The sequence below is a fragment of the Diaphorobacter sp. HDW4B genome, from assembly GCF_011305535.1.
Taxonomy (GTDB): Bacteria; Pseudomonadota; Gammaproteobacteria; order Burkholderiales; family Burkholderiaceae_C; genus Diaphorobacter_A.
In genome coordinates this window covers 3,748,730-3,761,309 of sequence record NZ_CP049905.1, presented here as the reverse complement: position 1 = coordinate 3,761,309, position 12,580 = coordinate 3,748,730, and the positions used below count along the sequence as shown (strand labels likewise).

The window sequence follows — 12,580 nt, the reverse complement described above, 5'->3', positions numbered from 1 at the left end:
GGGCACTTCTTCAAAAACTCAATGCACGTGGGCGAGCTTGCTCACGACGGTGACGATCACAATGCCTGCCACCAACCATGCGACCTGCGCAAAGGTCTGCGCGGCTGACAGGCGCTTTTGCAACTGCGGAATCAGATCCGCCAGCGCCACATAGATGAAACTGCTGGAGGCGATCACGAGCAGGTACATCAGCCCGTCGTGCAACTGGTTGAGCAGGAAGTAGCCCGTCAAGCCGCCCAGCGCCGTCACCGCACCGGCCAACGACACCTTGATCAGCGCAACGCGGCGATCCACGCTGCCCTGGCTCATCACCACCAGATCGCCGATGTGGTGCGGCACCTCGTGCGCCAGCACCGACACGGCCGCGACGATGCCCAGCCGCATGTCGGCCATGAAGGCCGACGCGATCAGCACGCCGTCGCCAAAGCAATGCACGCTGTCACCCGTGAGAATCGACCAGCCACCGCCCTGCTTGCCGTGCGTGTGACCATGTGAATGGGCATGCGCGTGGCCGTGTTCGTGGTCATGATGGTCGTGGTCGTGGCCTTGTTGGTGAGCACCTGCTTGCGCACGGTGCGCGTCATAGTGCTCATGCCCGTGATGCCACAGTTCCGCCTTGTCGAGCAGAAAGAAGAACACCAGCCCGACCAGCAGAATCGGGAACAGCTCGTGCGCGTGAGCATGGCTTTCCTCGAAGGCCTCGGGCAGCAAATGCATGAAGGCCGTGGCGAGCAAGGCGCCCGCTGCCAAGCTCAGCAGATGCTGCGTTCCCACGCGATTTCCATTGCCCAGACCAAAGCGCATCAACAATGCGGCGATCCAGACACTCCCAATGCCAGCAGCCAGTGTGGCGATCAAAATTGCTACTAATTGCATAGCTTATTTCCGCAGGCAGACAGTACCTGCATGGTTTTATTCCATCAACAAAAAAAGCCCCGTAGGGCTTTGCTTCCTCCTGCCTGGCTGGATGCTGGCTGAGCTGGGGAGCTACCAAAGAGGAACATTGTCCTCAATTTGGCAGACCCCGACAGCCGCTGGGAGATAGCTGATCGCGCGTTGAACGCTCAGCTCACCCCATGCGTCTTGAACCACGCCAGTGCGCGCTTCCAGCCATCTTCGGCGGCTTCCTTGCGGAAGCTCGGGCGGTAGTCGGCGTGGAATGCGTGCGGCGCATCCGGGTAGATCACGAACTCGGATGCCTTGGCGGCAGAAGAGCCCTCTTTGAGAGCTGCTTTCATCTTATCAACCGTGTCAAGAGGGATGCCCGAATCTTTTTCACCATACAGGCCGAGCACCGGCGCCTTGAGGATCGGGGCGAGGTCCACCGGGTGCTTGGGCGTGAGCGGCGACTCCTGTCCCACAAGGCGTCCGTACCACGCCACGCCCGCCTTGACCGGGCCATGCGCGGCATACAGCCAGGTGATGCGCCCGCCCCAGCAGAAGCCGGTGATGCCGAGTTTGGAAATGTCGCCGCCATTCGCACCCGCCCATTTCACGGTCGCATCCAGATCGGCCATGACCTGTGCATCGGGCACCTTGGCGATCACCTCGCTCTGGATCTTGGCGATCTCGCCGAAAGACATGGGATCGCCCTGGCGCGCGAACAGATCGGGCGCAATCGCCATGTAGCCTTCCTTGGCCAAGCGGCGGCAGGTGTCGGCGATGTAGTCGTGCACGCCAAAGATTTCGGAGATCACCAGAATCACCGGCGCGTTCTTTTTGTCCGTGGGAACGGCGCGGTAGGCGTTGACCTTGAAGCCATTCACCTCGTAGCTCACATCGCCCACGGTCAGTCCGTCCGAGGACGTCTTGATCGCCGTCTGCGCGCAGACCGGCACCACCGCCGCCGCGTAACCCACGCCCAGCGCCACTTTGAGCGCAGTGCGGCGCGATGCGCCAGCTTCCGTGGTCTGACCGGGCACCAGCGAATCCAGATCGCGCTTCATGTCGTCATGCTGCATGTTCGAGCTCCTGAGTAGAGTATTTAGCGAGGGGAAATGATGTGAACAAGGGAGGAAGGAATCGCAAGGCAGTCTACATGGACCGCACCGCGACGCAATGCCTTTTCACCCTGCAGGGGTTCCCCTCAACGATTCAACTGGCCCGTGTCCGTTGCCACTTCGCGGCCACGCCAAAGTGCGGGTTGCGGCGACCAGTTCTGCGTGCTGTCGTCCACCTCGAACAGCGCCTTCACCAGTTCGCCCAGATCCAGGCCCAACTGCGCACGCGCAGCGGCATCCCCACCATCGGCAGCCTGCGCCGCATTCGCAAACGAAGCAAAGTGCGCCCAATCAGCCGACAGATGCCACACGAGCAACCGCCCGAGATCGTAGGAAAGCAGATTGCCATCGTCGGGCCGCGCGTACGAATGCCCGGTCCAGAATTCCTGAATCGTCTCGGCATTCCAGAACTTGCGATGCATCGCATCACGCTGCTTGGCCGTGTGGCGCTGCGTCTGTCCGGGGCTCAGACGTTCCTCGGTGTTCACCGCCAGCCCTTCGTTGAGCCACAGCGGAATCGGCAGATGCGCAAGGCTGCCGTGCGTGAGCTCATGCACGATGGTCGGCTCGATGTCCTTGAGTTCCTTGGCCTTGCGCGTCACGAAATGCCCGCAGCCATGGCTGATGAACATGCCACCGCTGAACGCGAATTCGCCATCCTCGGGGTAGTAGCGCGCGACGTAGTCGTAGTAGGTTTCCTCGTCATCGAGCACCAGCAAAATGTCGTGCCCCGCACCTTCGGGCATCTGCGCGACGCCATTGAGCACTTTGACGATCTGCTGCTGCGCCGCGTTCATGAACTGCGCCGCAGCCACGGCCTCCGCACCTTCAAGACTCGACAACACAATCGCGCTGCCGCGCCGCACCAGCCGGTAATGCGAACCCAATGCGGCACGCAGATGCACCAGCCAGGCCACCTCGATCTCGCCCCACACGCGGTCACGCTCGGCCGCATCGCGGATCTCCGAAGTCCACTCCATCACCGCATCCCAGTCCGGCACCGGCAGGCCCTGCTCGACGATCAGCAGCTCTTCAAAATCCAGCGGCTGCACACCCGCCGCCTCGATCATGCGAGGCAACTCGGCAGTCTGGTTCGTGGTCTTTTCAGCAGACACCGCCGAATCAGCGGAGGGCAGAAATCGGCTGAGCAGTTTCTTGAACATGGGGTACGCGCGGGCAAGCAATGGAACTGCTTGCATCGTAGCTGGTGTGCACAGCAGCGTCAGTGCTGGTCGTGCAAATTTGCAGGCCACACGCACCACCGGCCGACTACCAAGTCATGCGCCACTCAAGCTGTACGTCCGGCTTCAACTGAAGAACGCAGAAACGCTGCCGCTCGTCATTGAAGGTAATGCGCAATAACTCTTGCCCGGAGCGCGTGACGATTTCCCAAGAGTTGACCAGAACAGCCGAGACATTGAACCTGAGCTTGCCAGACTGCCACCACTCGCAGGAAAACTCCATGTCATCGGGAGCTATGGTCGCCTTGATGAGGTCATCACCTCGACGCGAGACAAAGCGTGCCCCGAGAAACCACCCATCGGGATGAATCCATTCCGGCTCCGTCTCAAAGAATGCGACGAAATCCAGGAAAGATGGCAACTCAGGCAACGCCATGCTCTTTCAGTTCAAGATGGGGTGAAGGTTCCGCGCGGCATCAATGCGCCTTCTCCCAATTTGGCCCAAAGCCCACTTCAGCCAGCAGCGGCACCTTGAGTTGGGCGATGTCGGCCATCAGGCGCGGCACTTCGGTGCGCACCCATTCGACTTCCGATTCGGGCAGTTCGAACACCAGTTCGTCGTGCACCTGCATGATCATCAGAATGCCGGGCTTCTTGGCGTCCAGTTCCTTCTGCACCGCGACCATGGCCATCTTGATGAGGTCGGCTGCCGTGCCCTGCATGGGGGCGTTGATGGCGGCGCGTTCGGCACCTGCGCGGCGGGGGCCGTTGGGGGAGTTGATCTCGGGAAGATAGAGACGGCGACCGAAGACGGTCTCGACATAGCCTTGTGATTTGGCCTGCATCTTGGTTTCGTCCATGTACTGCTTGACGCCGGGGTAGCGCTGGAAGTACTTGTCGATGTAGGCGGCTGCAGCCTTGGTTTCGATGCCCAGATTCTTGGCCAGACCAAAACTGCTCATGCCGTAGATGAGGCCGAAGTTGATGACCTTGGCGTAGCGGCGTTGCTCGCTTGAGACCTGATCGACCGGCACGCCGAACACCTCCGCAGCCGTGGCCTTGTGCACGTCGATGCCGTCGTGGAAAGCGCGCAGGAGCGACTCGTCGCCGCTGATGTGGGCCATGATGCGCAGTTCGATCTGGCTGTAGTCGGCGCTCGCAATCACGCGGCCTTGCGGGGCGATGAAGGCTTCGCGCACGCGGCGGCCTTCGGGCGTGCGAACGGGAATGTTCTGCAGATTCGGATCATTGCTCGACAGACGACCCGTCACCGCCACGGCTTGCGCGTAATGCGTGTGCACGCGGCCGTTCTTGTCGGCCAGCAGCGCAATCTTGTCGGTGTAGGTGCCCTTCAGTTTGCTCAGGCTGCGGTGCTCCAGCAGCTTGGCGGGCAGCGGGTAATCCTCGGCGAGCTTTTCCAGCACTTCTTCATCAGTGGAGCGCGCGCCGGTTGCCGTCTTCTTCACGACCGGCATGCCGAGCTTGTCGAAGAAGATTTCTCCGAGTTGCTTGGGGCTGGCCAGATTGAACGGCTGACCGGCGATCTCGAAGGCTTCCTTTTCAAGCTGCACGATGCGCTGGCCCAGATCGTTGCTCTGCTTGGCGAGTTCCGCCGCGTCGATCAGCACGCCGTTGCGCTCGATGCGGAACAGCACTTCGCTGGTCTGCATTTCCAGCTCGTAGATGCCGCGCAGCTTGTCGTTGGCTTCTAGCTCCGGCCAAAGCACCTTGTGCACATCGAGCGTCTGGTCCGAGTCTTCGCACGAATACGCTGCGGCCTTTTCCACCGGCACTTGCGAGAACGGAATCTGCTTGGCGCCCTTGCCGCACAGGTCTTCATACGTGATGCCGCTGCGGCCCGTGTGGCGATCAGCCAAGCTCGACAAGCCGTGCGGCTTGTGCACTTCGAGCACGTAGCTTTCGAGCATGGTGTCGTGCTCGTAGCCCTGCACATCGATGCCGTGATTGGCGAACACATGTCGGTCGTATTTGATGTGCTGGCCGAGCTTCTTTTTGCTCGCGTCTTCCAGCCAGGGCTTGAGCTTGGCGAGCACCAGATCGATGGGCAATTGCTCGGGCGCGTCCGGACCGTCATGCGCAACCGGCACATAGGCCGCGTTGCCCACTTCCACACTGAAACTGATGCCGACGATGCGCGCCTGCTGCTCGTCGAGCGAGGTGGTTTCTGTGTCGATGGCGGTGAGCTTGGCTGCGCTGATCTTTGCGATCCATGCGTCGAGTTCGGCCTCGGTCAACAGCGTTTCATAGACCACATCGCGGTGCTGAGCCTGCACTGCGATTTCGGTCGTGATGGCGTCTTCGGTGGAGAACAGATCGTTCTGCGGACTGGGTTCGCCCTTGGCCGCTTTCTTGCCTTCGGCAGCAGGCTTTTCGACCGCGCCGAGCGAACGCGCCAAACCCTTGAAGCCGAATTTCTCATAGAACGGCTGCAATTGCACCGCATCCGGATCGCCCAGCAGGATGCCGTCGAGCGCGGGCAGTCCGGGCAGGTAGTCATCGAGTTCGCAGTCGGTCTTCATGGTGACCAACTGGCGACTGAGCGCGAGTTGTCCCGAGGCGATTGCATCGCGCAGGTTCTGCCCGGCCACGCCTTTGATGTCAGCGGCATGCTCGATCAGTTTGTCGAGCGAGCCGTATTCGAGCAGCCATTTGGAGGCCGTCTTGGGGCCGACCTTGGTGACGCCGGGCACGTTGTCCACGGTGTCGCCCACCAGCGCCTGAAAGTCGATCATGAGCGAAGGCGGCACGCCGAATTCTTCGGTCACGCCCGCCACGTCACGCTTCTTGCCGTTCATGGTGTCGATGATGGTGATGCGCTCATTCACGAGTTGCGACAGGTCCTTGTCGCCGCTGGACACCACCACGTCGATGCCCTGCTCGGCGGCGATGCGCGCGAGCGTGGCGATCACGTCGTCGGCCTCGACCTTGGGCACGGCCACGACCTTCCAGCCCAGCATGCGCACCACGTCGTGGATCGGGTCGATCTGCGAGCGCAGGTCGTCGGGCATGGGCGCGCGTTGCGCCTTGTATTCGGTGTAGATCTCGTCGCGGAAGGTGGGGCCGCTGGCGTCGAAGACGCAGACCGCGTAGTCCGCCGTCACATCCTTGCGCAGCGCCTGCATCATGTTGATCATGCCGCGAATCGCGCCTGTGGCTGCGCTCGTCGGGTCGCCCGGCACGGCCCGCAGATCGGGCATGGCGTGAAAGGCGCGGTAGAGGTAGCTGGAACCGTCCACCAGCACCAGTGTCTTGGAATTGCTCATGCCGCCATTGTGCCGCGCCACGGTCCGGCCATGCGCGCGCGGGTTGACCGCCTACAGGAAATCGGGCACAAAAAATGACAACTGGGTGAGTGCCCGCTCTACAATTGGCCCCATGCGCGCCGTAACTGCCCTCTCCTCCGCCCTGCTGCTGACCGTTCTGGCCAGCGGCTCCGTCCTTGCCCAGACCCCGTCGGCAGTCCCCACCCAGCTCACGCCTGAGCAGGTCGATCAGCTCAGCCGCCAGGAGCAGCAGGAACAATCCGCAGAAGGTCGCCGCAACCAGCGCATCGAGCGCCTGACCGTCGAAGATGGCGGCAGCCGCGTCGACGAGCTGCGCGTGGGCGGCCAGACCAAAAGCATCACCGTCAAGCCCAAGTCCGCCGAGGGCAACATCCCCGAATACGAGGTGATTCCCAACAACGGCATTCGCGACGGCGGCCCGAGCAAGGCCGGCGCCGACTCGTTCCAGGCTCCCCGCGTCTGGACGCTGCGCAAGTTCTGATCGCGGCAAAAACGCCCGCTCCAACCGATAAATACCGTTACCCGGCAGTCAGATTTGGCCGACTGCCTGCACAATAGCGGGTTTTGCGCGATGCAGGCGAGCCTCCGGGAGGGCGCGGGCCAGCCTCGCGCGTCTTCCATTCCACCTTTGTATTCCTGCTGATCCATGGCCGTCTTCACCGAAGTCTCCAACAAAGAGGCGCGCGAACTGCTGCGCCGGTTGCAACTGGGCACATTGAAGGAGCTGCGCGGCATCGAAGGCGGCATCGAGAACACCAATTACTTTCTGACCTCGGATGAAGGTGAGTACGTGCTCACGCTGTTCGAGCGCCTGACCGCCGAGCAACTGCCGTTCTATCTGCACCTGATGAAGCATCTGGCGCACGGCGGCATTCCCGTGCCCGATCCGGCGGCCAACAAGAGCGGCGACATTCTGCACACCGTGGCCGGCAAGCCCGCCGCCGTGGTCAACAAGCTGCGTGGCAAAAGCCAGCTCGCCCCAGAGGCCGTGCACTGCGCCGCCGTGGGGGCCACGCTCGCCCGCATGCACTTGGCGGGCCGTGACTACGACCGCCAGCAGCCCAATCTGCGCGGTCTGCCCTGGTGGAACGAGACCGTGCCGGTCGTGCTGCCGCACATCGGCGAAGAGCAGCAAGCGCTGCTGCGCTCCGAGCTGGCTTATCAGAACCACATCGCAGAATCGTCGGAATACGCAGCCCTTCCGCGTGGCCCGGTGCATGCCGACCTGTTCCGCGACAACGTGATGTTCGATGGCGAAGAGCTCACCGGCTTCTTCGACTTCTACTTCGCGGGCGTGGACACCTGGCTGTTCGACCTGTCCGTGTGCCTGAACGACTGGTGCATCGACCTGCCCACCGGCGTGCACGATGCCACCCGTGCGCAAGCCATGCTCGACGCTTACCAGTCCGTGCGTCCACTCACCGCCTCCGAACGCGCCCTGCTGCCTGCCATGCTGCGTGCGGGTGCGCTGCGCTTCTGGATCTCGCGCCTGTGGGACTTCTACCTGCCGCGCGAAGCATCGATGCTCAAGCCGCACGATCCCACGCACTTCGAGCGCGTGCTGCGCGAGCGCGTCGCGCACCCCGTTCATCCATGAAGCCGACCCGGCAATGCCCCGAATCGCCAGCAGTTTCTGGCGTCTGGGGTACAGTGCCGGGAATACAAGCGTGCTGACCTCCGACGCGAGCGTTGGCGCGCCCACATCTTCTTTTTCCCATGAAACTGCATATTGTTCCGGCTCGCACTGGCGTTGACTGGGTTCGCCAGGGCATCCGCGTTTTCTGGCGACAGCCGCTGGCGCTCACCCTGCTGTTCTTCACGACCACGGCGGCGATGTCGCTGCTGTCCGTGCTGCCCCTGATTGGCCCGGCAATCGCGTTGGCCCTGCTGCCCACCGCCACCTTGGTGATGATGGAAGCGGCTGCGGAAACCAGCCTCGGCCGCATTCCCACACCCGCGCTCATCCTGCACGCCTTCCGCACCGGCCGCCAGCGTCTGGGCGCTCTGGCCGTGCTGGGCGGCATCTACGCCGCGCTGTTTCTGCTGATCATTGGTCTGGCATCGCTGGCCGATGGCGGGCAGTTCGCACGCGTGTATTTCGGCGTCGAGCCGCTCACGCAAGAGGTTGCAACCAGCAGCGGTTTCGTCGCATCGACCTGGATCGTGATGGCGCTGTACGTGCCGCTGTCCATGCTGTTCTGGCACGCACCGGGCCTTGTCCACTGGCACAACGTGCCGCCCGTGAAGGCGCTGTTCTTCAGCATCGTGGCGTGCTTTCGCAACCTCGGCGCGTTCACGGTCTTCAGCATCGTCTGGTTCGGCGTGTTCATCGGCGCAGGCATTGTGGTGAGCCTCGTGGTCACGCTGCTGGCCGTGGCTGGCTTGGGCAATGCCGTCGTCGCGGCGCTGATGATCGCCTCCGCACTGGTGCTGGCCTCGATGTTCTTCACCTCCATCGTCTTCACCTTCCGCGACAACTTCGAGCGACCCGATCAGCCCCCTTCGCAGAACGCCCAGTTGACGGATTGAACGCCTTCAACAGCGCACACAAAGCAAAACGCCCGACACATGTTCGGGCGTTTTTGTTTGGGTGGCGACTGAAACTCAGAACGTGCCGGGATACAGACCGCCATCGGCCAGAATGTTCTGCCCCGTGATGTAGCCACCGTGCACGCTGCACAGAAACGCGCAGATCGCGCCGAACTCCTCAGGCGTGCCAAAGCGCTTGGCAGGCACCTGCGATGCGGCTGCGGCGCGTGCCTCGTCCTGTGACTTGCCCGCTTTCTGCGCTGCGGCGTTGATCGTCGAGGCCAGACGATCCGTGTCGAACTTGCCCGGAAGCAGGTTGTTGATCGTCACGCCCTTGGCCGCAATCGGGCTGCGCGCAAGACCGGCCACAAAACCCGTCAGGCCACTGCGTGCACCGTTCGACAGACCCAGAATGTCGATGGGTGCCTTCACCGCGCTCGACGTGATGTTGACGATGCGCCCGAAGCCACGCGCCGCCATGCCGTCCACCGTCGTCTTGATCATCTCGATGGGCGTGAGCATGTTGGCATCCACCGCCTTGATCCACGCATCGCGGTCCCAGTTGCGGAAGTCGCCCGTTGGCGGTCCGCCCGCATTCGTCACCACGATGTCGAAATCGACGCCCGGACCACCTGCCGCAGAAAACGCCGCATCGCGCCCTGCTTGCGCAGTAATGTCAGCTGCTACCGCAATCACCTTTGCACCTTGCCCTGCGGCAGATCGCAGTTGCTGCGCAGCCGCCTCGACGGCATCCGCCGTCCGCGCCACGACGACCACATTCACGCCTTCAGCAACCAGCGCATGTGCGCAGCCAAAGCCCAGCCCCTTGCTCGCGCCCGACACCAGCGCCCAGCGCCCAGAAATTCCCAGATCCATGGTGCTTACTCCTCGTTCGTTCCAACCAAATCAATGAACGGAATACTAGCCGCTGCTGCGCACGCCTGCGCGCGTGAAAACGAATATCCCGGCAATCACCAGCACCGTGCCAAGCGCAATGCCGGTGGTGAATGGCTCGTCGAGCAACCAGATGCCCATGAGCACCGTGGACAATGGCCCGATCAGCCCGGTCTGCGACACCATGGCCGAGCCGATGCGCTCGATGGCCATCATCGTGAGCAGCACCGGCACCACCGTGCACAGCACCGCATTGAGCACCGAAAGCCAGACCACCTGCGGCGCCACGTCAAACGCCGCCGATAGGGTCCGCAGCACCAGAAACTGCAGAATGCAGCAGATGCAAGCCACCGAGGTCGCCAAGCCCACCAGTCGGATGGAGCCCAGCCGCGCCACCATCTGGCCACTGTAGACCAGATAAATCGCATAGCTGATGGCCGAGAGAAACACCAGAAACACGCCCCAGGCCACGCCCGAGCCCGCCAGCCGCACCTCCTGCCCGAACACCGCCAGCACGCCCACATAGCTGATGAACATGCCGAGTGCCTGCACACGCGTGATCTTGCGTCGATAGAGAAACCAACCCAGCGCCACCACCAGCGTGGGCGTGAGATACAGAATCAGCCGCTCCAGCCCGGCGGTGATGTAGGCCAGCCCCGCAAAGTCCAGAAAGCTCGCAAGGTAGTAGCCCGAAATCCCGAGCCCGATCACGCCCAGCCAGTCACGTTGGGTGAGCGGCGGCTTGCCCCGACTCGCCCACGCCGCCATCAGCAAGAAGAACGGCAGCGCAAACAGCATGCGGAACATGATCAGCGTGACCGCATCCACCCCATGCCGATACGCGAGCTTGACGATGATGGCCTTGCCGCTGAACGCAATCGCCCCGACCATGCCGAGCGCAAGGCCAACGGCGATGCCCTTGGTGGGTTGGGAAGCGGCTGCCGGAGGAGGAGAAGCAGAAGACAAGAATGAGCCTGAGAGTTTGCAGCATTCGATTATGTGCGGCGATGCGAGTCCGCTCTGTCCACATCACGACAAGGCAGGCATCGCCAAATGGGAACCGTCTCGATTGCATGAAGCGCACAAAAGAAAAAACCCCGATCTTTCGACCGGGGTTTTTTCATTCAGTGGATTGCGTAATCAACCCATCACTCTTCCACGAAGGCTTCATCGCGGCGCTTGCTCACGGCAGGCATCAACACGATGACCAGCAGCAGCAGAGCGGCAGCCAGCAGACCGGCGGAGATCGGACGTGTCACGAACACGCTCCAGTCACCACGCGACAGCAGCAGTGCGCGACGCAGGTTTTCTTCCATCATCGGGCCGAGGATGTAGCCCAGCAGCAGAGGAGCAGGCTCCACGCCCAGCTTGTAGAACATGTAGCCGACGAAGCCGAACAGACCTACGAGCCACACGTCGAACGTGTTGTTGTTGGTGGAGTACACACCGATCGCGCAGAACAGCACGATGGATGGGAACAGCCAACGGTATGGCACGGTCAGCAGCTTGATCCACATGCCGATCAGCGGCAGGTTCAGAATCACGAGCATCGCGTTGCCGATCCACATGGAGGCGATCAGACCCCAGAACAGTTCCGGGTTGCTGGTCATCACCTGTGGGCCAGGCTGGATGTTGTGAATCGTCATCGCACCCACCATCAGCGCCATCACGGCGTTGGGTGGAATGCCCAGAGTCAGCAGAGGAATGAACGAGGTTTGCGAACCAGCGTTGTTGGCAGACTCGGGAGCCGCCACACCACGGATGTTGCCTTGGCCGAATGGAACTTCACCGGGCTTGAGCTTGGTCTTCTTTTCCACCGTGTAGGCAGCGAAAGCCGCCAGCAGCGCGCCGCCACCTGGCAGGATACCCAGAGCAGAGCCCAGAGCCGTACCGCGGATCATCGCGGGGAACATGCGCTTGAAGTCTTCCTTGGTGGGGAACAGGCCCGACACCTTGGCGGTGAACACTTCACGGTCGTCGTCCGGCTTGGACAGGTTGGCGATGATTTCGCCGTAACCGAACACACCCATCGCGATCACGACGAAGTTGATGCCGTCGGTCAGTTCTGGAATGTCGAAGGAGTAGCGCGCCACACCGGAGTTCACGTCGGTACCGACCAGACCCAGCAGCAGACCCAGCACAATCATGCCGACGGCCTTCAGCAGCGAGCCGGAAGCCAGCACCACGGCACCGATCAGACCCAGCACCATCAGCGAGAAGTATTCAGCAGGGCCGAACTTGAAAGCCACTTCGGTCAACGGAGGAGCGAAGGCGGCCAGAATCAGCGTACCCACGCAGCCTGCGAAGAACGAGCCGATACCGGCAGCTGCAAGCGCCGGTCCCGCTCGCCCTTTTCGGGCCATCTGGTAGCCGTCGATCACGGTCACCACAGAGGACGATTCGCCTGGCAGGTTCACCAGAATGGCAGTGGTCGAACCACCGTACTGCGCGCCGTAGTAGATACCGGCCAGCATGATCAGCGCAGCCACTGGAGGCAGCGCGTAGGTTGCAGGCAGCAGCATGGCGATGGTGGCCACAGGGCCCACGCCTGGCAGCACGCCGATCAGGGTACCCAACAGACAGCCGATGAAGCAGTAGATCAGGTTTTGGAAGGTGAAGGCGACGCCGAAGCCCGTCGACAAGTTATGTATCAGATCCATGGTCTAGTGTC

General features: G+C 62.1%; 11 protein-coding genes. 3 read left to right on the top strand and 8 right to left on the bottom strand.

The window, feature by feature from the left end; genetic code table 11:
* Window positions 1–18: 18 nt before the first annotated feature.
* The 5 genes from G7048_RS17135 to polA all read right to left on the bottom strand — a co-directional run bounded on the left by G7048_RS17135 (window position 19) and on the right by polA (window position 6,465).
* Window positions 19–876, bottom strand: a complete 858-nt coding sequence (locus G7048_RS17135) for a ZIP family metal transporter (protein ID WP_166069298.1) — start codon at window positions 874–876, stop codon at window positions 19–21.
* Window positions 877–1,064: 188 nt separating this feature from the next.
* On the bottom strand, window positions 1,065–1,961 hold the full coding sequence (locus G7048_RS17130) for a dienelactone hydrolase family protein (RefSeq protein WP_166069297.1): 897 nt from the start codon (window positions 1,959–1,961) through the stop codon (window positions 1,065–1,067).
* Window positions 1,962–2,086: 125 nt separating this feature from the next.
* Window positions 2,087–3,199, bottom strand: a complete 1,113-nt coding sequence (locus G7048_RS17125; protein ID WP_166069296.1) for a hypothetical protein — start codon at window positions 3,197–3,199, stop codon at window positions 2,087–2,089.
* A gap of 70 nt (window positions 3,200–3,269) precedes the next feature.
* Window positions 3,270–3,617, bottom strand: a complete 348-nt coding sequence (locus G7048_RS17120; RefSeq protein WP_166069295.1) for a hypothetical protein — start codon at window positions 3,615–3,617, stop codon at window positions 3,270–3,272.
* Between the two features lie 40 nt (window positions 3,618–3,657).
* Entirely contained in the window at window positions 3,658–6,465 is a 2,808-nt protein-coding gene (gene polA, locus G7048_RS17115; RefSeq protein ID WP_166069294.1) for a DNA polymerase I, read from the bottom strand.
* A gap of 112 nt (window positions 6,466–6,577) precedes the next feature.
* Between polA and G7048_RS17110 the strand changes: the two genes are divergently transcribed.
* From G7048_RS17110 to G7048_RS17100, 3 genes are all read left to right on the top strand, one after another.
* Window positions 6,578–6,967 carry a hypothetical protein gene (locus G7048_RS17110; RefSeq protein WP_166069293.1) on the top strand — a complete coding sequence of 130 codons (390 nt, stop codon included), beginning with the start codon at window positions 6,578–6,580 and terminating at the stop codon, window positions 6,965–6,967.
* Between the two features lie 165 nt (window positions 6,968–7,132).
* Window positions 7,133–8,083, top strand: a complete 951-nt coding sequence (locus G7048_RS17105) for a homoserine kinase (RefSeq protein WP_166069292.1) — start codon at window positions 7,133–7,135, stop codon at window positions 8,081–8,083.
* Between the two features lie 119 nt (window positions 8,084–8,202).
* The gene (locus G7048_RS17100; protein WP_166069291.1) at window positions 8,203–9,015 is read left to right on the top strand and encodes a BPSS1780 family membrane protein; all 813 of its coding nucleotides are present in this window, start codon (window positions 8,203–8,205) and stop codon (window positions 9,013–9,015) included.
* Window positions 9,016–9,090: 75 nt separating this feature from the next.
* Here G7048_RS17100 and G7048_RS17095 read toward each other — a convergent pair whose 3' ends face one another.
* The 3 genes from G7048_RS17095 to G7048_RS17085 all read right to left on the bottom strand — a co-directional run bounded on the left by G7048_RS17095 (window position 9,091) and on the right by G7048_RS17085 (window position 12,569).
* On the bottom strand, window positions 9,091–9,891 hold the full coding sequence (locus tag G7048_RS17095) for an SDR family oxidoreductase (RefSeq protein ID WP_166069290.1): 801 nt from the start codon (window positions 9,889–9,891) through the stop codon (window positions 9,091–9,093).
* A 45-nt stretch (window positions 9,892–9,936) separates the two neighbouring features.
* Window positions 9,937–10,800, bottom strand: a complete 864-nt coding sequence (locus G7048_RS17090; protein ID WP_166071027.1) for a DMT family transporter — start codon at window positions 10,798–10,800, stop codon at window positions 9,937–9,939.
* A 257-nt stretch (window positions 10,801–11,057) separates the two neighbouring features.
* Window positions 11,058–12,569: a tripartite tricarboxylate transporter permease gene (locus G7048_RS17085; RefSeq protein ID WP_166069289.1), complete on the bottom strand. Its 1,512-nt coding sequence runs from the start codon at window positions 12,567–12,569 to the stop codon at window positions 11,058–11,060.
* Window positions 12,570–12,580 lie beyond the last annotated feature (11 nt).